Origin of the sequence: Streptococcus saliviloxodontae, assembly GCF_016908655.1 — a bacterium.
Lineage (GTDB): Bacteria > Bacillota > Bacilli > Lactobacillales > Streptococcaceae > Streptococcus > Streptococcus saliviloxodontae.
In genome coordinates, this window is record NZ_JAFBEI010000019.1 from 20,192 (window position 1) to 45,229 (window position 25,038).

26 protein-coding genes and 1 tRNA gene are annotated in these 25,038 nt (G+C 41.2%); 4 read left to right on the forward strand and 23 right to left on the reverse strand.

Annotation, left to right across the window (positions count from 1 at the left end):
* Positions 1 to 277: 277 nt before the first annotated feature.
* From hisE to hisC, 11 genes are all read right to left on the reverse strand, one after another.
* The gene (gene hisE / locus JOC31_RS05320) at positions 278 to 592 is read right to left on the reverse strand and encodes a phosphoribosyl-ATP diphosphatase (protein ID WP_205017127.1); all 315 of its coding nucleotides are present in this window, start codon (positions 590 to 592) and stop codon (positions 278 to 280) included.
* A 40-nt stretch (positions 593 to 632) separates the two neighbouring features.
* Entirely contained in the window at positions 633 to 953 is a 321-nt protein-coding gene (hisI, locus tag JOC31_RS05325; protein ID WP_205017128.1) for a phosphoribosyl-AMP cyclohydrolase, read from the reverse strand.
* Entirely contained in the window at positions 950 to 1,708 is a 759-nt protein-coding gene (gene hisF, locus JOC31_RS05330) for an imidazole glycerol phosphate synthase subunit HisF (protein ID WP_205017129.1), read from the reverse strand. Before hisF ends, hisI begins: the two co-directional genes overlap by 4 nt.
* A 3-nt stretch (positions 1,709 to 1,711) precedes the next feature.
* Positions 1,712 to 2,431, reverse strand: coding sequence for a 1-(5-phosphoribosyl)-5-[(5-phosphoribosylamino)methylideneamino]imidazole-4-carboxamide isomerase (hisA, locus tag JOC31_RS05335; RefSeq protein ID WP_205017130.1), 720 nt, complete (start codon positions 2,429 to 2,431; stop codon positions 1,712 to 1,714).
* A 136-nt stretch (positions 2,432 to 2,567) separates the two neighbouring features.
* On the reverse strand, positions 2,568 to 3,173 hold the full coding sequence (hisH, locus tag JOC31_RS05340; protein ID WP_205017131.1) for an imidazole glycerol phosphate synthase subunit HisH: 606 nt from the start codon (positions 3,171 to 3,173) through the stop codon (positions 2,568 to 2,570).
* 11 nt (positions 3,174 to 3,184) lie between these two features.
* Positions 3,185 to 3,769: an imidazoleglycerol-phosphate dehydratase HisB gene (gene hisB, locus JOC31_RS05345; RefSeq protein WP_205017132.1), complete on the reverse strand. Its 585-nt coding sequence runs from the start codon at positions 3,767 to 3,769 to the stop codon at positions 3,185 to 3,187.
* Positions 3,766 to 4,413 carry a phosphoserine phosphatase SerB gene (gene serB / locus JOC31_RS05350; protein WP_205017133.1) on the reverse strand — a complete coding sequence of 216 codons (648 nt, stop codon included), beginning with the start codon at positions 4,411 to 4,413 and terminating at the stop codon, positions 3,766 to 3,768. The genes hisB and serB overlap by 4 nt, the downstream gene beginning before the upstream one ends.
* A complete protein-coding gene (hisD, locus tag JOC31_RS05355; protein WP_205017134.1) occupies positions 4,400 to 5,683 on the reverse strand; it encodes a histidinol dehydrogenase in 1,284 nt (427 codons plus the stop codon). Before hisD ends, serB begins: the two co-directional genes overlap by 14 nt.
* Positions 5,680 to 6,330 carry an ATP phosphoribosyltransferase gene (gene hisG / locus JOC31_RS05360; RefSeq protein WP_205017135.1) on the reverse strand — a complete coding sequence of 217 codons (651 nt, stop codon included), beginning with the start codon at positions 6,328 to 6,330 and terminating at the stop codon, positions 5,680 to 5,682. The genes hisD and hisG overlap by 4 nt, the downstream gene beginning before the upstream one ends.
* Positions 6,320 to 7,303 (reverse strand): ATP phosphoribosyltransferase regulatory subunit, encoded by a 984-nt coding sequence (locus JOC31_RS05365; RefSeq protein ID WP_205017136.1) that lies wholly within the window; start codon positions 7,301 to 7,303, stop codon positions 6,320 to 6,322. The genes hisG and JOC31_RS05365 overlap by 11 nt, the downstream gene beginning before the upstream one ends.
* The gene (gene hisC, locus JOC31_RS05370; protein ID WP_205017137.1) at positions 7,300 to 8,349 is read right to left on the reverse strand and encodes a histidinol-phosphate transaminase; all 1,050 of its coding nucleotides are present in this window, start codon (positions 8,347 to 8,349) and stop codon (positions 7,300 to 7,302) included. Before hisC ends, JOC31_RS05365 begins: the two co-directional genes overlap by 4 nt.
* 439 nt (positions 8,350 to 8,788) lie before the next feature.
* Here hisC and JOC31_RS05375 point away from each other — a divergent pair, with 439 nt between their 5' ends.
* Positions 8,789 to 9,700 carry a phosphodiester glycosidase family protein gene (locus JOC31_RS05375; protein WP_205017138.1) on the forward strand — a complete coding sequence of 304 codons (912 nt, stop codon included), beginning with the start codon at positions 8,789 to 8,791 and terminating at the stop codon, positions 9,698 to 9,700.
* A 106-nt stretch (positions 9,701 to 9,806) separates the two neighbouring features.
* Positions 9,807 to 10,061 (forward strand): CrcB family protein, encoded by a 255-nt coding sequence (locus JOC31_RS05380; protein ID WP_239551667.1) that lies wholly within the window; start codon positions 9,807 to 9,809, stop codon positions 10,059 to 10,061.
* A gap of 319 nt (positions 10,062 to 10,380) precedes the next feature.
* On the opposite strand, the gene JOC31_RS05385 is transcribed toward JOC31_RS05380, so the two are convergent.
* On the reverse strand, positions 10,381 to 11,067 hold the full coding sequence (locus JOC31_RS05385; RefSeq protein WP_205017139.1) for a DUF4956 domain-containing protein: 687 nt from the start codon (positions 11,065 to 11,067) through the stop codon (positions 10,381 to 10,383).
* Positions 11,068 to 11,072: 5 nt separating this feature from the next.
* Complete coding sequence (locus JOC31_RS05390) at positions 11,073 to 11,816, reverse strand: polyphosphate polymerase domain-containing protein (RefSeq protein ID WP_205017140.1); 744 nt, start codon at positions 11,814 to 11,816, stop codon at positions 11,073 to 11,075.
* 200 nt (positions 11,817 to 12,016) lie between these two features.
* Between JOC31_RS05390 and JOC31_RS05395 the strand changes: the two genes are divergently transcribed.
* Together JOC31_RS05395 and JOC31_RS05400 are read left to right on the forward strand one after the other, a co-directional pair.
* Positions 12,017 to 13,492 (forward strand): carbohydrate-binding domain-containing protein, encoded by a 1,476-nt coding sequence (locus tag JOC31_RS05395; RefSeq protein ID WP_205017141.1) that lies wholly within the window; start codon positions 12,017 to 12,019, stop codon positions 13,490 to 13,492.
* Positions 13,493 to 13,529: 37 nt separating this feature from the next.
* The gene (locus JOC31_RS05400; protein ID WP_205017142.1) at positions 13,530 to 14,540 is read left to right on the forward strand and encodes a glycosyltransferase; all 1,011 of its coding nucleotides are present in this window, start codon (positions 13,530 to 13,532) and stop codon (positions 14,538 to 14,540) included.
* A 357-nt stretch (positions 14,541 to 14,897) separates the two neighbouring features.
* Here JOC31_RS05400 and JOC31_RS05405 read toward each other — a convergent pair whose 3' ends face one another.
* The 10 genes from JOC31_RS05405 to JOC31_RS05450 form a co-directional block, all read right to left on the reverse strand.
* Positions 14,898 to 15,707, reverse strand: coding sequence for a DUF2785 domain-containing protein (locus JOC31_RS05405; protein ID WP_205017143.1), 810 nt, complete (start codon positions 15,705 to 15,707; stop codon positions 14,898 to 14,900).
* A gap of 77 nt (positions 15,708 to 15,784) precedes the next feature.
* The gene (gene ezrA, locus JOC31_RS05410; protein WP_205017144.1) at positions 15,785 to 17,509 is read right to left on the reverse strand and encodes a septation ring formation regulator EzrA; all 1,725 of its coding nucleotides are present in this window, start codon (positions 17,507 to 17,509) and stop codon (positions 15,785 to 15,787) included.
* A gap of 110 nt (positions 17,510 to 17,619) precedes the next feature.
* A complete protein-coding gene (gene gyrB / locus JOC31_RS05415; RefSeq protein WP_205017145.1) occupies positions 17,620 to 19,572 on the reverse strand; it encodes a DNA topoisomerase (ATP-hydrolyzing) subunit B in 1,953 nt (650 codons plus the stop codon).
* On the reverse strand, positions 19,565 to 20,131 hold the full coding sequence (locus JOC31_RS05420; RefSeq protein WP_239551669.1) for an HAD-IA family hydrolase: 567 nt from the start codon (positions 20,129 to 20,131) through the stop codon (positions 19,565 to 19,567). Before JOC31_RS05420 ends, gyrB begins: the two co-directional genes overlap by 8 nt.
* A gap of 80 nt (positions 20,132 to 20,211) precedes the next feature.
* Positions 20,212 to 21,429, reverse strand: a complete 1,218-nt coding sequence (locus tag JOC31_RS05425) for an FtsW/RodA/SpoVE family cell cycle protein (RefSeq protein WP_205017146.1) — start codon at positions 21,427 to 21,429, stop codon at positions 20,212 to 20,214.
* Positions 21,430 to 21,491: 62 nt separating this feature from the next.
* Entirely contained in the window at positions 21,492 to 22,469 is a 978-nt protein-coding gene (locus JOC31_RS05430) for a YeiH family protein (RefSeq protein WP_205017147.1), read from the reverse strand.
* A gap of 303 nt (positions 22,470 to 22,772) precedes the next feature.
* Positions 22,773 to 22,844, reverse strand: a tRNA-Arg gene (locus tag JOC31_RS05435).
* Positions 22,845 to 22,894: 50 nt separating this feature from the next.
* Positions 22,895 to 23,242 carry a 50S ribosomal protein L19 gene (rplS, locus tag JOC31_RS05440; protein WP_205009035.1) on the reverse strand — a complete coding sequence of 116 codons (348 nt, stop codon included), beginning with the start codon at positions 23,240 to 23,242 and terminating at the stop codon, positions 22,895 to 22,897.
* A gap of 132 nt (positions 23,243 to 23,374) precedes the next feature.
* Positions 23,375 to 24,592: a chloride channel protein gene (locus JOC31_RS05445; protein WP_205017148.1), complete on the reverse strand. Its 1,218-nt coding sequence runs from the start codon at positions 24,590 to 24,592 to the stop codon at positions 23,375 to 23,377.
* A gap of 15 nt (positions 24,593 to 24,607) precedes the next feature.
* Entirely contained in the window at positions 24,608 to 24,877 is a 270-nt protein-coding gene (locus tag JOC31_RS05450) for a chorismate mutase (protein WP_205017149.1), read from the reverse strand.
* Between the last annotated feature and the right edge of the window lie 161 nt (positions 24,878 to 25,038).

A 25,038-nucleotide genomic window follows, 5' to 3' on the forward strand; every position in this document is an offset into this window, starting at 1 on the left:
TACACTAAATTAACATATAATAATCTTGTTGGAACTATTCGAAACAGCACAGCGCGTTAAAATAAGGCAGTGATTTTTAATCCAGTCCGTATTCAACTTGAAAAAGTGAGCACCGATTCGGTGCTTTTTTTCATACCCTTATTCTACTCTCTTCTGCTGGCTCTTTCAAGCGTTTTCAGTTTATTTTTTAGTATTTTTCGAAAATTAAAAAACTATCCTTATTGCTATTTGACAAGTTTTTTGACTTGTTATTTAAGCCTTTTAGGATAGTCTTTTTTTAATATTCTGTCACTTCTGGTCTGTCGTGAACGTTTGATTGTTTGCCTTGGCGAGCTTGGAGGACAGCATTGACATCTTCGATCGTCACGCCTGTCTCAACTAGCATAACAGCCAAGTGATAGAGGACGTCGGCTGTTTCGTTAGCAATTTCGTCCTTGTCAGCATTTTTAGCTCCGATGACAACTTCTGTTGCTTCTTCGCCGACTTTTTTCAAAATTTTATCTAAACCTTTGTCAAAAAGGTAGTTGGTGTATGAGCCTTCTTTAGGATTGTTTTTACGATCCAAGGCTTCTTTATAAAGCGTTTCTAGCATGATTTTCTCCTGATTTATGATACAAAGGGCATAAAGCTTTTTACAAGATCTCCTCGAAGAAACAAGAGTAAGCACCTGTATGGCAGGCAGCTCCTTCTTGTTCTACTGAGATGAGGAGGGTATCTCGGTCACAGTCTGTTTTGATACTTTTGACATGCTGGTAGTGACCTGAGGTCGCTCCCTTGTGCCATAGTTCATTTCGTGAACGGCTCCAGTAGTGCATCTGTTTGGTCTCAAGTGTGAGCTTATAAGATTCTTCATTCATGTAGGCTAGCATGAGGACTTGTCCTGTCTCATGGTCAGTCACGATAACAGGGACTAAGCCGTCCTGCTTCGCAAAATCCAAGGTCGTATCTGTCACAGTCTCACCTCCTGACCAGCGGCAGCCATGGCTTTCTTAGTATCTGCGATAGCAACTTCTCCAAAGTGGAAAATAGAGGCTGCCAAGGCTCCAGTCGCAGGGGTCTTCTCAAAAACCTCCACCATGTGGTCGATATTGCCAGCACCGCCAGAAGCGATGATCGGCACATCAACGACGCTAGCAACAGCGTTTAGCATGTCCAAATCAAAACCAGACTTGGTGCCGTCTTTGTCCATGGAAGTCAGAAGAATCTCCCCTGCGCCTAGGCTGACAACTTCCTTGGCCCAGGCAATCAAGTCCTTGCCGGTATCCTTTCGACCACCAGCCACATAGACATGCCAAGAGCCATCTGCCTCCTTACGAGCATCAATGGCAGCTACTACACACTGGTTACCGAATTTTTCAGAGCAGTCTTTGATGAGTTGAGGATTGGCAACGGCTGAGGAATTAACCGCAACCTTATCGGCACCGGCCTTGAGCATCTTATTCATGTCCTCAACTGAGCGAATACCGCCACCTACGGTGAATGGAATGAAGACTTGGTCTGCGACACGCTTGACCATCTCAACAGTTGTGTCACGTTCTTCGTGAGTCGCTGTAATATCAAGGAAGACTAGCTCATCGCAACCAGCCTCATAGTAAGCACGCGCTGAGTCAACAGGGTCACCCACATCTGTCAAATTGACAAAATTAACCCCTTTGACCACACGCCCATCCTTAACATCCAGACAGGGAATAATGCGTTTTTTAAGCATAGTCTAGCCTCCGAAAGCCTTGAGTTGATCAAGGGAAATATTGCCATTGTAGTAGGCTTTGCCGACAATGGTACCAGCGACGCCGATTTCTTGGAGTTTGGTCAAATCGCTGAGCTCTGCAATACCGCCTGAGGCGATGACTTTAGAAGTGCTCAATTCTGCCACCAAACGTTGGTAGTGCTCAACATTTGGTCCTGTTAGGGTGCCGTCTCGATCAACATCTGTGTAAACGAAGAGTTCCACACCCATTTTTTCCATCTCTTTGGCAAGGCTGATGTAATCAACCGTGCTTGTCTCAAGCCAACCTTCTGTGGCAACAAAGCCTGCCTTGGCATCAATCCCAACCACGATATGCTGGGCACCGAATTTTTCAAGAGCAGCTTTGACAAAAGCAGGGTTCTTGACTGCCATGGAACCGATGATGACACGGTCAATTCCAACAGCGAGGTAATCTTCAATCTGCTCCAGTGTACGGATGCCTCCGCCGACCTCAACCCCCAGACCAGTCGCTACTTTAAGCGCAGCAATCAAGTCACGATTGGTCGCTTTACCATCTAAAGCACCGTCCAAATCCACCACATGAATAAACTCAATGCCAGCATCCGCAAAGAGGCGAGCTTGGGCTAAAACATCAGGATTAACAACCGTTTTTTGGTTGAAATCTCCTTTAAACAAACGAACAGCCTGTCCGTCTTTAATATCAATAGCAGGAAGAATTTGCATAATAAGATACCAAGTGCCTTAAGAAATCCCTATGAAAATAGGAAATCAGCACGGGTTCAGTTCGAAAAATTCCGACTGAACTCCCCTTTCTTTTTTATTCTTTTTGTTTGAAACGTAACTGAGCTCTCTCTTAGAATCAGTCACACAAATCGACAAAGCGTTTCAAAATACCAAGTCCTGTGTCCCCTGATTTTTCAGGGTGGAACTGAGCACCATAGACATTATCTCTGTGAATCATGGCCGGCACTTTGATGGAGTAGTCTGCTGTCACGTCGATGTAGCCTTCTGGGACATCTGTAAAATAGCTGTGCACAAAATAGACGGATTGGTCCTGTAAACCGTCTGTCAGAGCCGTCTCGTTTTGAACATCCAGATTGTTCCAACCCATGTGAGGAACTGGCTTATCTGGCTGGGCTGGGATAGGACGACAAGTGCCTGGGATAAAACCTAGACCTTTTGTCTCTGTGTGCTCGAGTCCTGTCTCTGTCAAGATTTGCATGCCTAGGCAGATGCCTAAAAGTGGTGTTCCTTTGGCAACGGCTTCCTTGATAACTGACACCAAACCACGGTTTTCCAGCTCTGCCATTGCTGCTGGGTAAGCCCCAACACCTGGTAAAATCAAGCCAGAGGCAGCTAAGATTTTATTGCTGTCAGCAGAGAGCTCTGCTTGGACACCAATCTTAGATAGGGCACGCAGGACATTTGCAGTATTACCCGCATCGTAATCAATGACAATAATCATAGAACCTCCTCTTAGAGCATGCCTTTAGTTGAGTTGACACCGTGAATTTCTGGGTTGATGGTAATGGCTTCGCGGAGTGCGCGACCAGTAGCTTTGAAAAGACTTTCTGACTTGTGGTGATTATTTTTACCGTGTAAGATTTTCAAGTGCAGATTCATCTGTACGTTGAAAGCAAGGGCTTGGAAGAATTCCTCGACCAACTCTGTGTCAAAATTGCCTAATTTTGGATTATCAAACTCACAGTCAAAGACTAGGTAAGAGCGGCCTGACAAGTCGAGGCTAGACATACCTAATGTCTCATCCATAGGCACAAAGGCTGTGCCGTAACGGTTGATACCAGCCTTGTCACCCAGTGCCTCGCGGATAGCTTGACCAAGAACGATGCCGACGTCTTCAACCGTGTGGTGGCTATCCACATGAAGGTCACCGTCTGCCTTAACCACAAGAGAAATACGGCTGTGGCGGGCAAACAAGGTCAACATGTGGTCAAAAAAGCCAACGCCAGTATCGATATCAACTGGTTCTTGGGCATCTAAATTCAAAGAGAGTTTAATTTTTGTTTCAAAGGTATTACGTTCAATACTTGCTTGTCTCATTTTATCACCTCATCTAAAATCTTAATCACTTGGTAAAGGTCTGGTTCTGTGATTTGGTAAGGGGCTTGCTCACGCACAATTGGTTTGGCACAGAAGGCGATCCCGATTCCTGCTGTCTGAATCATTGGTAGGTCGTTAGCTCCGTCTCCCATGGCAATGGTATCTGTCAGCTCTAGCTCATTTTCAGCAGCCCATTCTTTCAATTTTTGGACTTTGACATCTTTGGTCACGATGTCGCCATAGACTTTTCCTGTTAGCTTGCCATCTTTGACTTCTAAATGATTGGCTTTAACGTAGTCCACCCCTGCTTCTTTGGCCAGTCGGTCAACGGTTTCATGGAATCCTCCTGATACTAGTCCTACCTTGTAGCCACGCTTGTGGAGTTCTGCGACTAATTCCTTGGCACCCTTGTTAAAATGGATACGTTTGTAAACCTTGTCGAAAATTTCTTCTGATAGTCCTGCTAGGGTTGCGACACGCTCATCCAAGGCTTCTTTGAAGTCTAATTCACCACGCATGGCACGTTCTGTGATTTGAGCGACTTTCTCGCCAACGCCTGCTTCTTCTCCTAGGAGGTCAATCACCTCTTCTTGGACGAGGGTTGAGTCCACATCCATGACCAAAAGTCCTTTAGTTCTTGTCATTTCTCACCTCGATTGCTTTGGCGTGTGCCTGCAGACCTTCTGCGTAGGCTAGGGTTGTGATGTCTTTTTCAGCAGCATTGACGGCTACCTTATCGTATTGCGTGTACTGGATGCGTTTGATAAAATCGTGTACGCCTAGAGCAGATGAAAAACGGCTAGTTGCTGTTGTTGGAAGAACGTGGTTAGCACCTGCGTAGTAGTCTCCGATTGGCTCGGATGTGTAGTGACCGAGGAAGATAGACCCTGCATTCTGCACCTTGTCCAAGTAATCATAGGCATTGTCCATGGCAATTTCCAAATGTTCTGGCGCCACCTTGTTCATGAGGTCAAACATGTCCTCAATATTTTCTGCAATGATGATACGACCGTTGTTTTCCACCGAAGGTCTAGCGATAGTTTCTCGAGGAAGCTCCTTGAGTTGACGTTCGATTTCAATCTCGACAGAGTCAGCTAATTCTTCTGAATCGGTCACCAAAATCGCTCTTGCACGCACATCGTGTTCTGCTTGGGAAAGGAGATCTGCTGCCACATACTTGGCATTGGCTGAAGCATCAGCAATCACCCCAATCTCAGAAGGTCCAGCAATCATGTCAATCCCAACGATACCAAAGACTTGCTTTTTGGCTGTCGCTACAAAGATATTACCAGGTCCAGTGATTTTATCCACCTGTGGAATGGTCTCAGTCCCATAAGCCAAGGCAGCAACCCCTTGAGCACCACCGACTTGGTAGATTTTATCCACACCTGCCAACTTAGCTGCCACCAAAATGGCTGGCACAAAGTGCTCTTGCGGTGGTGTGATCATGATGATTTCTTTGACGCCAGCAATCTTGGCAGGAATGACATTCATGAGAACCGATGACGGATAGGCTGCCGTTCCACCAGGCACATAGACCCCAACCTTATCAATAGGACGAATGAGCTGACCTCGGATAACACCTGCTGACGGTTGGTCTTCAAAGCCTGTTTCAAGCTGCTGACGGTGATAAGACTCAATATTGGCTTTGGCATTTTCAAGGGCTGAAAGAACAGCTGGCTCAACCTCATCAAAGGCTTGATCAATCAAATCCTGACTGACCTCAAGGCTATCTAGTTCAATCTTGTCAAACTGGAGGGAGTAATCTCGCAAAGCCTCGTCGCCACGCTTTTTCACCTCTTCAATAATGTCACGGACTGTTTCTTCGACATTGAGATTTTCTTTTGATAATTCTAGCTGCTCTTGGTACAAGATAGCTGAGATTTCTTCGTTAGTTCCTGTTAAACGTTTCATTTGAAAGGTACCTCCTCATTTCCTACGATAGCTTCAATCTTGCGGATAAAAGGCGAAAGCTCTGCATTATTTTTAAGCGCTGCCTTATTGACAATCATACGGGCTGAGATGCGGCAAATATCCTCGTAAACCTTAAGCCCGTTTGCGACTAGCGTTGAACCTGTTTCGACGATATCGACAATAGCATCCGCCAAACCAATAACAGGAGCGATTTCAACACTTCCTTGAATAGAGATGATTTCCACGTCCTCACCTTTTTGATTAAAATGCTGACGTGCAATGGTTGGGTATTTGGTCGCAATACGCTTACGCTTATGGTCATCTGGATTGTAGTCCTCTGTTGAGGCGACTGAGAATTTGCAGAGCCCAAAGTTCAAGTCCAACATCTCCAAGTAGCCTGTCGGATGCTCCACCAAAACATCCTTACCAACCACACCAATGTCTGCAACGCCATGGCGGACATAGGTTGTGACATCAGGTGCCTTAACTAGAAGAAAACGGAATTTTTTATCTGGACTTTCAAAAATCAAGTTTCTGCCCTTGTCAGCCATAAAGGACATATCAAAGCCAGCTTTTTCAAAAAGAGCAACAGCATCCTTCTCAATACGCCCCTTGGTCAGAGCAATTGTGATTTGATTACTTGTCATAACTTGCACCTCCATAAGCGATGGTATCGTGAACCGCCTGATAAACTGAGTCAATGTCAATCGCCCAGCCCACAGCAGTCAATTCCTTAGCTCCAAAACGTTCAAAGAGCTTGTCATAGCGACCACCAGATACAAAAGCGTCAGGGACATTTTCACCAAAAACCTTGAACATCATGCCGGTATAATAGGGCATGCTTGACAGCTGAGCCAAGTCAAGCGTCGTTTCCTCAAGAATGTCAGCTACTGCTGTTGTCAAGACCTCTAAGCTATCCAAGGCTGTCAAAATACGTTCATTTCGCACTAGCTGACGTGCCTTACTTAAGACTGCTTTTGTTTCTCCAAACAAGAAAGGCAGATTTTGAATAAGGGCATCAAACTCAGATGGGTGCTTTTTGGTAAATTCATTGAGACCTGTTATAGATTTATCACGAATCAGCTCTGCTAGTCTATCAGATTCAGACTTGTCTAGATTAAGTGTCTCAAAAATTTCTTGTAAGATGATGGCGTGCGATAGTTCAAATTGATAGTTTTGTACACCTGCAGCATCTAAGGCTGCCTTAGCGGATTGAATGGCTTCAATCATGGCAGACTGAACAGGATAACCGACGATTTCGACACCCGCTTGAGTGTGTTCATTTGAAAGACCACGGTTCTCTTCATTGTAGTTGAAAACCTTTCCTGAGTAAGAAAATTTGATAGGGGTCTGCACACGCGTCGATGCAATGACACGACCAATCTGACTAGTAATATCAGGTCTGAGGCTCAGCAATTCCCCTTGCTGATCAAACAAATGGTAGTGACTACTGTCAAGCTCATCACCAAAAACTTGAAAATGCTCCAAGGTTGGTGTCTCGATACGGTTAAATCCTGATGCAATCAAGAGGTCGCTAATACGACGCTCAATCTGGTACATGGTATAGGCACGCTTGAACAATTTATCGTGCATGCCTACTGGTAAGGTTGTTTTTTTCATAGGCTAGCTTCCTTAATAACAGTTAATACAGTTTCCATCTCATCTTGGGTTCCAATTGAAATACGCAATTTATTCTTAATTCTGTCGACTTTTGGGAAAAAGCGGACATAAATCTTTCTTTCTTGGAGTTTGTGGAAAAGAGCTTCCGCAGAGACCGTCTCTGGCTCTACTAAGAGAAAATTAGTCTTAGAAGGCAAAACATCAAAGCCTAGCTTTTGCAATTCTCCTGCAAACCAATCCCTTGTCTTACTGATCTTTGCGCAAGTGTCTTCGTAGTAATCCCACGACTGGACGGCTGCTTTTGCCAGTGCTTCAGACAAGAGATTAACGTTGTAAGGGTTGACCGAATTTTTAACAGCATTGATGACTGCCATCAGTTGGGGCGAACCGATACCATAACCGACACGAAGTCCTGCTAAAGAGGCATCTTTCGAAAATGTTCGTGTGATAAAGACATTGTCGTATTTATCGAGCAAAGGCAGGGCTGTCTGTCCACCGAAATTGATGTAGGCCTCGTCAATGACAACCACCACGTCTTGATTAGCCTTGACGATACGATCAATCTCATCCAGAGATTTATAGATGCCTGTCGGAGCATTAGGATTGGTGATGATAATGCCTCCATTATCAGCTATGTAATCCTCCGTTACGATTTCAAATTTGTCATTGAGAGGAATCTCATGATAGTTGACGTGATAGAGATCTGCCCAGACCTTGTAAAAACCATAAGTCAAATCTGGAAAAAGAATCGGATCGTCGCTGTTAAAGAAAGCCAGAAAAGCCATCGAAAGAATATCATCTGACCCATTTCCAACAATAATTTGATCTGCTGAAACACCGAGATTTTCTGCTAAAAGCTGACACAAGGCCGCCTGATCCAAGGTGGAATACTTCCTCAAATCACTAGCATCAAAGTCTTTTAAGACCTGATGGACAAGGGGACTTGGTCCATAAGCATTTTCATTGGTATTTAGCTTGATTATATTTTTTTCAGCTGGTTGACTCCCAGCCACATAGGGATCGATTTGGCGTAGTCCTTTTAACATCTTTGTCTGTCTTCCTTTCTTGCTTTTTCTGATAGAAAAAACGCCCTCACAAAAAGTTCTCACTCTCTGTCAGGACGTTTTCACGTGGTTCCACCTTCATTTAGTCTTCTGGTCACCCAGAAAACCCTCTAGGACTTGATTAAGTCACAGTCTTTAACGGAACCACCCGTCACACACTACTCTCACCAATGATTTTGCATGTGCACTCAAGAATGTGTAATCTAAGGATTGCATGCCTTCTCACCGCTCAGCACTCTCTGTCTGTTGTCTTAGACCGTTTCTATCATCGCTTTCAATTTTAAATCTATTTTACTTGAAAATTCTGAAAATTGCAAGCGGTAATAAACATTTTTCCTCCTATATCTCACAATCCCTAAAATTAAGCTAACTTTTATATAGCTTTGATAAAATCAAACTACTATAAGACAGGAGGATACTTATGAAAGTTATCAAACGGCACCTCTATGCCATGCTAGTGACACTTTGTTTAATAGGAGCAAATACTTATTCACTCTTAAAAGTGTTTGTCCTGCCTCAGGCAGTGTCCAAGGTCACAACCACTACTAGCCAAACCTCAACGGCAAGCACCTCCACAGGTACAGTCACCAAGACTGACTCTAGCTACAAGGATGACAATATCTCAATCAACATCTCAACCAACAAAACATCAGATACAACCTACTATGTTGCTGATATTACCTTGAGTGATGCTAGCTATCTAAAGACAGCCTTGGCTCAAAATACCTACGGAACAAACATCACCGAAACGACATCAAGTATGGCAAGTGCTAATAATGCCATCTTTGCCATCAATGGTGATTACTACGGTGCCAACCAATCAGGATATGTGATTAAAAACGGTACCGTTTACCGTAGTACGACTCGCTCGAGCGACTACGAGGACCTCGCCATTTATTCTGATGGGCATTTTGAAACCTTTAATGAAAGTGACACTAGTACACAAGACTTGATTGATTCTGGAGTCGTCAATACTTTCGCCTTTGGTCCAACTCTTGTAAAAAATGGACAGATTGCGATTTCTGAGTCCGAGGAAGTTGGTCAAGCTATGGCAGAAAACCCTCGAACAGCTATCGGTATTATCCAAACAGATGACGGCAGTCTCCATTATATTGTCATTGTCTCAGATGGACGAACCAGCGAATCCTCTGGTCTAACACTTTATGAAATGGCAGAAATCATGCAATCTTACGGTGTGACAACTGCTTATAATTTGGACGGTGGTGGCTCATCAACAATGTACTTTAACGGACAAATCATCAATAAACCTACCACAAATGGTAATACTATCTCAGAAAGGGCGGTGAGTGACAGTGTTTACATCGGTTACTGAAAAAATAAGTCGCAAAGGAAGTCTCATTTACTTGGGACTCACCATAGTCAGTATCCTCTTTACAATGATCTACGAACAATTTAGTTACGGAGAGTCTTCTCCCTACATGAGATTGATGTTTCTGGTTCCTCTAGCTGGCTGTTTATTTTGCTACCTCACTCAATTTAAGCTCTCTTGGTTAAGGCACCGCTTTTCTCTGTTAACCTTTAATACCAGCTTAGCCATTCTAGCAAGCGCCTGCCTGATCAAGGGAATCGTTGAAGTGTCAGGTCGTACCACCACTATTGATTCTCCCTATTGGTATGTTGCTGCAGTCTTTCTTCTACTCAGTCTCTTGGGAGCTATCAAAAAAGCAAACTAAATCCTAGTAACAATTATCCAACCTTTTTTCTATCACATAAGAGCAATCATGAACTCTTATCAGATAGAAGAAAGGTTTTTTTAGCGCTTTATTTCTCCAAACTATTCTAAAGTAAAAGATAAATCCTACCTCTAATTGTTACTCCCTAGAAGTTGTATAACGAAATTCGGCAAACAATCATGTCCTGTAATCCCCATTGTATCTAACAAGCCTATGCTTTCGTTACGAACTTGAAATAGGTTATGTTTGAAAGTCATTACTCACCTTTCTGACCATAATTAAAAGATACCTTCATCGTAATGAAAGTATCTTAGATAGATTATAGGTTTTTCTTCTTTTTGCCTTGTTTTGTCAACTTGATATCCGTTTGTTCCAAACGGCTAAGCAGGGCTTGGGTCAGTTGCAAGTCAGTCACCTTAGCCTTCATTTCGACTTCATAAATCAATTTGACAGACTGCCCAGTCGCACTGGTTGCTACTGTTAGGAGATCATAATCGACACAGTAGTCTTGTAATTGTTTTTGAATCGTTTCTTCCAACTGCTCCGTCCACTCTGATGTCAGCGTCAGTAAGCGTCTCGTCTGATGCGTTGAATAGCTCTGCCATTTTTCCAAGCAAAACCAAACCGAACAAATACCGAAAATCAAGACAATACTCAAGGTCAGATAACCCATCCCAGATGCCAAACCGACAATCATTGCCAAAAAGATAGCTAGCAGTTCACGAGAACCACTGGTCGCTGAGCGAAAGCGAACAAGTCCAAATGCTCCAGCTACAGCTACGCCTGTTCCTAGGTTACCATTGACCAAAAAGATAATCATTGTCATCAAACTCGGTAAGAGGGTCAAGGTAATGACAAACTCTCTCGTATAAAAGCTACGATACTTGTAGATCCAACTCAAGACAAATCCCAAGGCCAAACTAACTAGTAAGGCTAAAGCGAGCATACCAGCATTGACTTGGCTAGTCGTTGTCTTAAAGACACTGTTAAATAATTGTCCTGACATACTAACTACCTCTCTGAGACTAAGCTAGCAATCCCTCGAGATTTACGGTAGGCAGTGCTGTATTTTGAAAATTTCCCTCTAGTCAAGCCGTAAGTGTTCAGAATATCCTCCAACCACTGCGGTTGCTCACCAGGAGATTTAACTTCCATAATGACATAGTCTTCATCTAAAAGAGGATTGCCATAACGTCCTTCCAGTAAAGAAACATTCTTATCACGATAGACCAAGTCCTGATCGATGGTAACACGAACCTTTCCCTGACCTTTGATATGCTGTTTTTCCTTCATTGAAAAACGATTATAAGAAATAAACATTATAGGTTTGAGACTGCCATAACGCTCATGGAGGCTTGCGATTTCTTCAGCCAAGGCTGGATCAACTTCTTTTAATCTGGACGAGCCAGCGAGTAACCAATCCACACACTCTTTTTGTGTCGCTACCATACGGTACTTATGCCCAACCCCATCTTGATCTTTCTTCTTAATTTCCAAAAAGACTTGACTAGCTTCTGTAGGATTTTCTTCATAAGTTCTCATTCGTAACTTTTCACGACCATTACGATGAGCCATAGCATCCTGAATGACTTCAAAATCATCATTATCAAAATAAACATTACTAATAGTTGACCTTGGGTAGTCATCTTCCACAAGATAGTGACGCAAGTCCTCAAGAAGCTCAGGTAAAAGGTCTTTGGGGACTACGTACTTGCTCTCAATACGTTTAAATCTTGTTTCAAGTGGTTTTGTCATAGATAGACTCCTTTTAAATCATTTTTTAGAAACTAGAGCAACTCTAGCGCTTTTTCAAAGTATAGGTAAGATTTCTTAAGAATTTCTTTATTATTAAAACAGTCTCATTTACTTTCAGAAATATTTTAGATTTCTTTCAGAATTTTTTCAGTCCAAGTCCGTATGATAGGAGTAACTAAAAAATAGACGAGGAAAATCTTATGAAAATAACAAAGAAATCAACCTTAAACCTACTGCTTGTTTGTGCGACATCGCTCACACTAATGACAGCCTGCACACAAACAAGCAACAGTCAAAGCAGTACGACAAGTTCATCAATCACTAGCTCATCATCAAAGAGTTCGTCAAGTTCTTCCAATAGTCAAACGATTAACTCTGACTACTTTAACGATGAGGACACTGATAGTAGCTACGATAAAAATACGAGTAGCACAATCTCATTAAATGGCAGTACTGCTACTGTTTCCGGAGATGGTGTTTCTGTGTCTGGCTCAACGGTAACTATCACCAAAGGCGGTAGTTACCTCATTTCAGGTAGTTCTGAAAATGTTCAGATTGTCGTTCAAGCTGCAGACAGCGATAAAGTACAACTGGTTCTTAATGGTGCTACAATGACTGGAGATAATGCTGCTATCAAAGTTGATTCTGCTAAAAAGACACTGATCACTCTGGCAGAAGGAACTACAAACAGCATTTCTGACAGTAGCAATCATAGCGATACAGACGCATCGGCTGCTATTTATTCAAAAGACGATTTAACCATCAATGGTAGCGGTAGCCTATCTGTCGAAGGCAACTATAACAATGCCATCAAAGGAAATGATGATGTTCGCATCGCTGGTGGAACTCTCACTATAAAGTCTAAAAAACATGGGATCAGTGCCAACGATGCCTTGAATATCACAAAAGCCAAACTAACCATTCAAGCTGACGAAGATGGCTTACATTCTGACAATGACACCGAATCCGATAAAGGCAATATCTTCATCGATGATGCCACGCTATCCATAACTGCAGGAGATGATGGCATTCATGCCTCTAACGCTCTGGTGATTGATAGTGGCAATATTACCGTCAGCGAATCCAACGAAGGACTTGAAGGAACAAGCATCACTATCAATGATGGTAACATTGACATCACCTCTAGCGACGATGGAATCAATGCGTCTAATGATACAAGTAATGATATCAAGATTAGCATCAACGGAGGTACTATTCATGTCAATGCTTCTGGTGATGGCCTTGATTCAAATGGTGATTTAGAAATTACAGGTGGAACTACCTACGTGTCTGGTCCAACAAATGACGGCAATGGTGCCCTAGATTACGATGGAACTGGTACCATTACGGGAGGTAATATCATTGCTGCAGGATCTTCAGGTATGGCACAAGGATTTACGAGTGATTCTTCTCAAGCATCGCTCATAACATCATCCCTTTCAGGTAGTGCTGGTGATACCATCTCTGTAAAAGATTCCTCTGGCAATGAGGTTCTGACCTTCACAGCTGACAAAGACTTCACAAATGTTGTCGCTTCTGTTCAAGGACTCAAAGAAGGTGACAGTTACACAATCTCTGTTGGCAGCCAATCTGAAACCATCACTGCAAGTCTCTCTACTGGAAACAGTGGAATGGGAGGAGGTCCTGGAGCTGGTGATAGACCAGGACAATTTTAACCATCAGACCTAAGAGCCTAGGAGAAAGGAGCTATCTATGTATATCATTATTCCATCCTATGAACCCGATCACAGACTCGTACAAGTCGTAACTGACATCAGGCGTGCACTACCTCAAGCCAATATTATTCTTGTTAATGACGGTAGTGGCGCTAGTTATCATTACTATTTTAAACAGTGTGCCCAACTAGGTGTACACCTTCTCGAACACCCTCAAAATCTAGGAAAAGGGGCTGCTCTAAAAACAGCCTTCGCTTTTATCAAAGACCATAAGAGCCAAAGCACCCCAATCATCACCGTAGATAGTGATGGGCAGCACCTTATCAAAGATATTATAAAAGTTGCTGAAGTAAGCCAAAAACACCCAAGACAGATTATCCTAGGAAGTCGCTCCTTTGTTGGAAAAGTTCCTGCAAGAAGCCGCTTCGGTAACAAAACAACTGCTCTTCTCTTTAAACTGGTTACAGGACAAGGTATCTCTGATACACAGACTGGTTTACGAGCAGTGTCGACAGACCTTCTTGATTGGCTCCTCCAGCTAAAAGGAGACCGGTTTGAGTATGAGTTTAATATGCTTTTAGAAGCCAATAAAGCAGGCTATCCTATCCTTGAAGTCCCCATAGAAACGGTCTATTTGGAAGAAAATAAAAGTTCTCACTTTAGACCGATTGCAGACTCCATTCGAATCTACAGCCCTTTTTTAAAGTTTTCAAGCTCCGCCATCATCGCAGCCATTATTGATGTTACCTTTTTATTCCTACTGATGTCGATTAGTAATAATCTCCTCCTATCTGTCATTATTGCTCGTTTGCTAAGCGCTAGTAGCCAGTGCTTACTCAATGCCAAACTCGTCTTTAACACTAAGCAAACTATTTTTCGCTCCTTCTTAAAATATAGTCTGCTAGCATCTATCCTACTAGCCTGTAACTATGTCATGATTCAATCACTATTAAATATCGGACTTGGCATTGTTATCTCAAAATTTCTGACAGAAAGCATCCTCTTTCTGATCAGTTACCGTGTTCAGCATAAAGTCGTTTTTCGCTGATAGTCACCCCACATCCGAGAATCATATCAACACATTAACAATTTAATTGAAATCTGATCAATCTCTCCAAAAATAGTATCTCAGTTAACCTGTAGAACTTTCTATTCTTTTGTTCTATCCAAAAACCAAAGAGGTTGGACTAAAGTCCAACCTCCTTTCTTCTGTTTAATTTCCAAAGTAATCCCCTCACTTCTTAACCTAAATCTTTTTAAGATTTCATATATTGATGAGGCCTATAAACTAGCTATGAAGTATCTTACTTGAGGTAACCATCAGAGAAAAAGGACCATCTTCTGTAATACAGAGCTAAGACCATAGACTAAATGTCCAACTTTTTAGGGGCACTTCAATTCGTACTTATTCCCAAATAGTAACTAATCGATAGATGACTTCTTTTAAGTCATCATCCAATTGCTGACAATTAGTCATTTCAATATAGACAGCTGATAAAAAATGACTAAAATTTAAAAATGCCATATAATCTGTCGCCTCTAACTTAGAGAATTCCAGATTCCTTAACCAATCAACCAAGACACGATGAGGTAATTGCCCTTTTAAATAAGGTCGATAAATAAGTTGTGCTAAGCGTTCTGATTCTCCCGCTGTGAAAACATGCTTCTCTCTCTTAAAGAAAAGTTCTAATTGATCCAGAAAATTCTCCCATTCTTCTTTTTCTAAACCTTCATAACAAAGGAAAATAGCATAATAGTCTGCAAAATGAGCAGGAGCATGCACCCAACCATAAGACTCAGAAAAAGCTCGTAAATCCTTTTCTAACGAAAGATAAGACTGGCCAACTATTTTAAAATAGTCTAAGTGCCTTTTTTCTAAAATGCCAAAATAAAGACTTTTTTCCTCATAATGATAAGTTAAGAGGAGAAAAACTAAAAGAGACGTAAAAGAGCGTGTCAAAGTCGAATCCCCTACTTGTCCTAAACCAACTCTTAAAAGATCTCTATCAAGAACAGCATTAGCTAAATACAAAAATTGATCCACTCGAAATTCTTCTTGATGCAAACCTTTAGCGAAAGTTGTAAAAATCAAGTCATCCCTCAACTCACAATCTGGATGACCTATACGATCCAACATATCTTTCACTAATTCATCAGAGTAGCTAGTAGTCTTTTCACCAAGTTTTTCAGATAAGACTATTTTTAAATTATCCATTATCCCACCCTATTTCTATACAATAAAGAGAGGTTGAATTAAGTCTTCAACCTCCCCTTTCTATTTACTCTATCGAATTAAAATCGAATTTTTTCACGTGTTTTTTCATAAGATGTAACAAAACGATCTGTTACACCAGGCTCAACTGTCTCAAGCGCATACGAGATAACATCAAACGACGCTTGATAGTCGTAATCTACTTCAAATAGTCGAAGTGACTGCTCAAAACTATTTTGAACACTCTGCTCAAAGCTACGATAACGATTTGAGTACTGCAATAGTTGCTCAGTCAAGGTAGCGTTTTGCACCACACGGTAAGCAGTTTCTTCAAGGTTTGAGATGGCTACCGTCGAAACTTCAGTCATTTTAGCAACAGTTTCAATGTTGATACGCCCCTTGCTAAGCTCATCCATTAAGGTCTCCAATTGATTACTTGTTGTAAAGAAGACACTTAAGAATTCTTGAGGAATACCTGGGAGATGACGTTTCTCCATATAGCGTTTGATAGTATGAAGTTTATTGATGTAGTCATCTAATTTTTGACGTGCATCTGATTCAATTTTCTCAATCCCTTTGATGTGTGAGAAAACTTCCATTTGACCTTCTTCAATACGCTCCAATGATTTCAATGCTTTGCCAAACTCTAGTTCCAAGATAGAAAATGGTTTGGTTTGGTTGTCAAGTTGCTCAATCTGCGGCAAAACATGCTCAACCATACCATCTAACTCTTCTTCAAAGGATACCAAACTCAAATGATCTGTCTCGTTCAAGATGTATCTCTTAGTCAAGCGAGATAATTCTGATGTTAATTTATCATTGTTTTCTCTTGCGTGATCTATGTAAGATGGTAAAACCTTGGCATCTCGAGAGACAGCCTTGTGAGCTGTGATTTCAAACTCGAAAATCTCATAAAGAGAATCAATTTTTTCTTGAATAGCATCATTTTCAGAAATAGCTTTATCTAAGTCTAAGCTTACTAGCTCTTCTGACGTTGTACGAATCCCTTCACGAATTTCCTGGAAACGTTTTTCAATACTTGTTTCTTTAAAATTATAGTGTTGCTCTAACAGTTTTCGATAGCCTGATTCCAAGTCATCAAGTTGATCGGGGAAGTCATCTTCTAATTTAGCTACAATCGCAGGAACACGTTCTGTAATTTGTCCAAGAGCGATTGTATGCTCCTCAGCACGGTCCAAAATTTCTGCTGCTTCTACAGGATCTCCAGATGAGTTCAAAGTAACAAACTGTGAAAATTCAGTCTCGATATTTCTCAATTGCTTTTGAATTTCAGGCATGGTAGTGCCATAATTGTAATCATCATTAGAGATAGCCTCTTGCAAGACATCATAAAGATCTAAAGCATGCTTCACGCGTGCACTATTTTTATCTTCCTGATCTCTGAGGATAGACAGAGCATCACGGATAGCTGAGATATCTTCTTCGACAACATCCAATTGACTCTCAATATTGTCAATCGCATGTTTTGCTTGAATAAACTTAAACCCATCATTCAAACGCTCAGCATCAAAAATGTGATTTTCAATGTCTGTGAATGAATTTAAGGATAAATCTGTCCATTTTTGAGTCCATTCACGAAAAGAGGATTGACTCTGTCCAATCAAATGAAGTTCTTTAACAGCCTCAATTTCATCTGCAACAGGAAGCGCAAATAAAGTTGCTTTTCTTTCTTCCAACTTCTCAATCAATGAGTCGTTTCGTTTTCGTATAATTACGCCAATGAGATAGGCGATGATGACAAGTAGTACTATCGCTACGATGAGCAATACAATTCCGCTAGACATGTCAATCTCCTTGTATTTCTTTAGTATCGTCAGTATTTTTCTATAACGTTACGATTATAACATACTTAAAGCTAGTATGCATCCCTTTTTATTAGTCAGCTCTAATCTCTTTAGATATCCAGAGTACTATAGACAGCATTCTCTTCGATAAACTCACGGCGAGGCTCTACACGATCACCCATCAGCATATCGAAAATCTTATCTGCTTCAGCCGCATCATCCACAGACACACGTGCCATTAAGCGATTTTCAGGGTCCATAGTTGTCTCCCAAAGTTGGTGGTCATCCATCTCACCAAGACCTTTATAACGCTGCACAGTAGGCTTAGAGCGCCCTACGCTGTAGCGTTCCATCGCTTCCTGAAGCTTCTTCTCCTGATCAACACCAGGCTGGATATACTCTTTGATATCACTACCAACCTTAACACCGTAGATAGGTGGTTGAGCGATATAGACGTAGCCTGCTTCCAGGACTGGACGCATAAAGCGATAAATCAAGGTTAACAAGAGTGTACGGATATGAGCACCATCAACATCAGCATCTGTCATGATTACTAGTTTGTGATAGCGGCTCTTTGTCACATCAAAGTCAGCTCCAAACCCAGTCCCCATAGCAGTAAAGAGACTTCTGATTTCTTCATTGGCCAGAATTTTATCCATTGTTGCTTTTTCCACGTTTAGGATTTTACCACGGATTGGCAAAATAGCTTGGAATTCTCGGTTACGACCGGACTTAGCTGAACCTCCCGCTGAGTCTCCTTCGACGATGAAGAGCTCATTTTGGCTGGCATCATTAGATGAACAATCCGCCAATTTTCCAGGTAGGTTTGAAATCTCAAGACCTGACTTCTTACGAGTCACCTCACGTGCACGCTTAGCTGCGATACGAGCCTTAGAAGCCAAAATCCCTTTCTCAACAATTTTACGTGCAATCTGAGGATTTTCCAAAAGGAAGCGACTAAAAGCATCACTAAAGAGGCGATTAGTGATTTTAACAACCTCAGAGTTACCTAGTTTTGTCTTAGTTTGTCCTTCAAACTGTGGATTAGGGTGCTTCACTGAAATAACAGCTGTTAACCCTTCACGGACATCCTCACCTGTCAAATTATCATCTTTTTCTTTTAATATACGATTTTGACGAGCGTAATCATTGACCACACGTGTCAAGGCTGTTCTGAAACCTTGCTCATGTGTTCCTCCCTCGTGAGTATGGATATTATTTGCAAAGCTCATCACATTTTCATGGAAACCTGTTGTGTACTGCATCGCCACTTCAACAGAAATACCATCTAGCTCTCCATCTGTATAGATTGGAGTTTCAAAGATAGCTTCCTTGTTTTCATTGATGAATTCAACATAACTAGCAATCCCACCTTCATAGTGATAATGCTTATCTTGCTCCATATCTGAACGCTTATCCGTGAGTGAGATTTTCAAACCTCTGTTTAAGAAGGCCAACTGTTGAATACGCTTCGCTAGTTTATCAAACTCGAAGATAGTTGTCTCTGTAAAGATTTCTGGATCTGGCGTGAAGTGAACCGTTGTACCATGACGGTCTGTTTCACCGATGACAGCCAAGTCATCAACAACAACACCTCGTTTGTACTCTTGATAGTGAATCTTACCATCTTTATAGACCTTAACATCCAACTGAGTTGATAAGGCATTAACAACAGATGAACCTACCCCGTGGAGTCCCCCAGAGACCTTGTAGCCGCCACCGCCAAATTTACCACCTGCGTGAAGTACCGTGAAGACCGTTTCAACGGCCGGACGACCTGTTTTCTCTTGAATTCCAACAGGAATCCCACGACCATCATCAACAACCGTGATAGAATTATCCTTCTCGATAAAAACTTCAATGTGGCTAGCAAAACCTGCTAAAGCTTCATCTATGGAGTTATCAACAATCTCCCAAACAAGGTGGTGTAATCCCTCTTTAGACGTTGATCCGATATACATCCCTGGACGCATACGGACCGCTTCCAAACCTTCCAAAACTTGGATCTGGCTGGCATCATATTCTTTTGCTAGTTCTTCTAAATTTTTCGTTTCTTCAGTCATTCGTTACAATCTCCATTAAGGATTTTTTTCCAGTGACAAGACAGGTGTCAAAACCAGCTGCTTGACCTGCTTGCACATCTATTTCACGATCTCCAACTACAAGAACCTGAGTTAACTTGTAGCTTTCTTTCAGATAAAGCATACTCTGAGGATTTGGTTTTCTCGCAAAGCCATTATCAGCAGTAACGACTTCTGTGAACAGGTGTATGATTCCTGTTTTTTGAAGCAAGTCCTTAACATGATTATCTCGGTGGGAAATCAAGAAATTTCGCCCACCATTTGCTACTACTGTTTCTAAAGCTAGCTTGGCATCTGGAAATAGCAAAGGATGCTCTAGCTTTTCGGCCTCAATCTGCTTATAGTAAGCTAAAAAAGCTGGCTCTGTCGGAATAAAATAGGCTATCGCCTGATCCGTCGATAATTTTAACTTTTCATAAACATGTTCAGGTGTCGCATCCACCCCAAAATGTCTTAAACTTTCTACAAAAGCTTGTGTTGACATTTGGTAGTTATCTAGCAAAGTGCCACCTAAATCCCAGATATAATCGCGATTTTTCATACCCTCTATTATAGCATAAAATCACGACTTTTAATAGTGTTTACACAAAAAGAGATTGAGCTTTAGCCCAATCTCTTCTACTATTTTTGATATCTCGCAGATCGTCTCATATTCTTCAAAAAACGTTCTTCATCATGGAGATTTTTTTGGTAAGACATTGATAAAATCAAACCAACTCCAATCAAATTAGAAATCAAAGATGAACCACCTTGTGAAATGAAAGGAAGAGGTATCCCGGTAAGAGGAAGAATCCCTAAGGTTGCACCAATATTTTCAAAAATATGGAACATAATCATCATCACAAACCCTGCTGAAATCAAGGTGTAAAACTGGTTATTTGAAGCAATCGTAACACGCAACAAACGATAAATCAAAAGAAGGTATAGCAACAAGACAAGCACCCCACCGATAAAACCGAAATGCTCAGCAATTGCTGTAAAAATCATATCACTTTCTCTGACAGGAACAGATAATTTCAAAGTAGGATTTCCAGTACCAGTCAAACCTCCAATACCAATTGAAATCATACCTTGTGTTTGTTGATAGGCGATTCCTTTAGCATAGCTAAAAGGATCTATCCAAGCTGAAATACGGTTTAATTGATAAGTATCCATACCGAGTTTATACAAGAATTCTCGCCCTGTATCCCATAGAAAAAGACCTAAGAAGATAAGGACTCCAGTCACAGCAGCTAAAACAACTGGCAACAAGATCTTCCAAGAAATCCCAGCGATTAGTACCGTTCCTGCTAAAATAGCCACAAAGACCATCGCAGTACCCAAGTCCTTTTGGGCAGCTAAAAGTATAAAGACTGGCAAGGTTACCAAAGCATAGTACCCCAATAACTTAAAGTCCTGCTTTAAGTCATCTCCTTTAAAGGAGTCATTAAACCACAGTGTCGTTCTAGCTAACATCAGAATATAAGAAATTTTCATAAATTCTGACGGCTGAAACAAGGTCGTATTGGCGATTGTTACCCAGTTTTTAGCCCCAGTTGAAGCAACCAATTCAGGGCTATAAAAGATAATCGGAAGCACCATCAAGCCCAGGCCTAAGCCATATAAAAGAGGCGTTATTCGCCAAAGAAATTGGGTATTGAACAACATAACGATAAAGGCTAGTAAAAGTCCTAAAATCGTCCAAGCACCTTGTTGAATCATAATGGCGACTAGTCTATGAGGGTAATCATTCCTAGCAACTAAATAAATCGCTATAAAACCAATAATTAAAAGAGAAAAGACGGGAAGAATGATGCTGTAATCTACCCGACTTTCGATGTTATTTTTCCGTGACGCCATTAGTAGTTCCTTCTAGATATTGATAAAAAATATTATATCATTTTTGAGAATTGAACGATAGCTTAAAAAATAAAATATTGTAAAATCAAACTTGAAACTGCCACAGCAAACCAGGTAACCAACCCAGTCAAAACAGGCTTCAAACCAGCTGACTTGAATTGCTGATAAGATACTTTGCTACCAATTCCTGCTAATGCCATCGCCATTAAAAATTGGGACAAATACTTAATGCCTAGTGTCATCCAGCTAGGTAAACTCACAAGACTAGAAAAAATAGAGGCTAGCAAGAACCATAAGATAAACCATGGAAATACTTGTTTGAACGAAAAATCTCCTTTTTCACGACGTGATTGGCGATAGACGACGAAAGCCAAAATCAAACATGCTGGAACAATCATCAAAGCACGCGCCAGCTTCACAATCGTAGCAATATCTCCGGCTCCTTGACTGTAGGCATAGCCTGCTGCTACCACAGAAGAAGTATCATTAATAGCCGTCCCGGCCCAAAGACCAAAGTCAAAATCAGACATTCCCATCATGTGCCCTAAGATTGGAAAGAGAAAGACAGCTATAATATTAAACAAAAAAATAGTTGAGATGGATAAAGCAACCTCATCATCGTCCGCATCTAAAATTGGAGACGCTGCTGCAATGGCTGAGCCACCACAGATTGCTGTCCCAAATCCAATCAAGGTCTTAAGATGTCCACCTAGTCCCAACCATTTCCCAATAAAGGAAGAAACCAAAAAAGACACAGCAATCGTTAAGAGGGTAATCTGCAAGGAAGATAGTCCTACTTGAGAAACCTTACCAATCGACATGGTAAAACCAAGGCAGATAATAGCGTACTGCAGCAATTTTTTACCACTGTAAGCCAGTCCTGGCTGCCAGACATCTTTAACCCCTACCGTGTTATTGAGCAGGATTCCCAATAAGATCGCAAAAACACTTGAGCCAATCAGAGGAAAAATTTCCCCCAAAAACATAGCTATAATCGCTAAAATCCCTGCAAGTAAAAGACCAGATTTCTTTTGTGTCATCGATATACTCCTAATCACAACAAAGACAAAATAAAATAGGTTATAAAAAGAAAGCAAAGTGCTGTAATTTACTGCTCTTTGCCATAGTTATACTAATGATACTCTTATTAAGCCATTTTATCAATACGTTTTGCGGTATTTCATCAGAACAAATCACTTCAACAGTTAGAAAGTTTAGCTAATCAAAAAAGCCCCACTCCTATAGTCGCCAAACCTTAGGAAACGAGGTTACTCACAATATAAACTATTCGAGGCGAGTTTGGGGTAAAGTAGCCTAAAATCACTATTTATAAGGTCTAAATATCTCCCCTGCCGGAATCGAACCAGCAACTAATTCTTAGGAGGAACTTGTTATATCCATTTAACTAAGGGGAGTTAGTAAAAAATCCGCCACAAAGGACAGATTTTTTATGTTAATTCTAAGATTAACGGCGGATTTCTTTGATACGTGCAGCTTTACCTTGCAATGCGCGTAGGTAGTACAATTTAGCACGACGAACTTTACCGTAACGAACAACTTCGATTTTATCAACACGTGGTGTGTGGATTGGGAAAGTACGTTCTACACCGATACCGCTTGAGATTTTACGAACTGTGTACATTTCTGAGATCCCTTGACCTTTACGTGAAATAACAACACCTTCAAAGATCTGGATACGTTCGCGGTTACCTTCGACAACTTTAGCGTGAACGCGTACAGTGTCACCAGGACGGAATGATGGGATATCAGAGCGAAGTTGACCTTCTGTCAAACTTTGGATTAATGGATTCATTTATTATTCTCCTATCTTACCAATCTTAGGCGCCTTTAAGCCTAGCGGATTAGCCTAATTTTGTGCGTCCATTACACACAATGACTATTTTATCAGATGAGGCTTTTTCTGTAAAGTAAAAGGTGATATTTTTTACTTTTCGCCGATTACTTGTAAACCATAGATGGAGTGTCGTCTATTCACCGAGTAAGCTACAGCTACTGCTACAAAGAAATAAGCTACATTTCCGAAACCAAAAACTTCACCTCCGATAAATATAGGGGCTAACAAGGTATTGGTAGCACTTGAAAAGACTGCGATATAACCTATCCCTGAAACGAGATCTGATGGCAAACCAACTACTGGTGCCAAAACAACTCCTAAGGAAGCTCCAATAGCAAAAAGCGGGGTCACTTCTCCTCCTTGAAAGCCTAGAGATAAGGTTAATACCGTTAAGACTAATTTGAAGAACCAATCAAACGACAGGACCTCTTTACCTCCAAAGCTTGCTTCGATGAGATTTGTTCCTAGTCCTGAATAACGTCCTTGCCAAAGCACAAGGAATATGAAACTTAAGACAATGCCACCTAAGACAATACGATAATAGGGATTAGGTAACCATTCTGAAAATTTTTTCTTAGTTAATGAAAGACTGAAGGCGAAAAGATTTCCAACCAAACCAAAAATAAGTCCTAATAAGACAAGCTGCACCAATAGCTTCCAATTGAGAGTCAACTGAACCGTTAAGGGAACTGAAAATTTTTCCAAACCTAACCAATGAGATGTTATAGCGGCGACAAAGGCAGCAACAAGACTGGGTACCAAAGCAGACAGATAGAGTTGTTCCAACACTAGTACTTCTAAAGCAAATAAAACTGCTGCTATCGGTGTTTGAAAAAGACCTGCAAATCCCGCTGCCATCCCCATCACTAAAATGAGTTTTCGGTACTTAGCAAAATGTGTATAACGCCCAAAAAGATTTCCAAAGGTTGCTCCTATTTGCACAGCAACTCCCTCACGACCAGCGCTTCCTCCAAAAAGGTGAGTCATCCAGGTTGTCACAATCACCAAAGGAACCAGTCTCAAAGGAATTTTTTCTGAATGGTCTTGACTAACTTCAAAAACCAGCCCCATCCCTTTACTAGCTACACCACCAAATCTCCTATAGAGAAAGGTAATCAAAAGCCCTGCGAACCCTAAAAATGGAATCCAATAAAAAGGATTACTGCTTCGAAGTGAGGACAGAAAGAGCAAGGTTCTACCAAATACGGTATCGATACCACCCACCAAAACACCTAAGATAATCCCTATAAGACAGAGAAAGACTTGATGTAAAAGAGGCACTCCCTTTTCTTCTTTAATCCCTTTCATAAACCGTCCCACTTTCTACAATCCAAGTTTAATCTTTTGAAAGGCACGTGATTGCTTTAAGATATCTTCATAAGTTGCTCGAATTGGTTGTTTAAACTCGTCATCCACCACCAAATCTGTGACTTTTTGCAACAAGTCTTGTTCACGCTCGGCATCAAAAATTGGCTTACCTGTCTGACGCTTAAATTCAGCGACCTGTGTTACCAAATCCATGCGTTTTTCTAACAACGTGACTAACTCTTGATCAATAGTGTCAATATCATTACGAATAAGATTTAAATCCATAGTTTCTCCTTTATTGTTCTTTATTATAGCAAAAACTCCAAGCACCGACTAGGTTTTGGAGTTTTATTTTCTACCATTTGTCAAGCTTATCAAGGCTTTTAGCGAAAAAATAATATCAAGACAGTAGCCGTTACGTGGTTATTGTCTTATTTTTATGACTA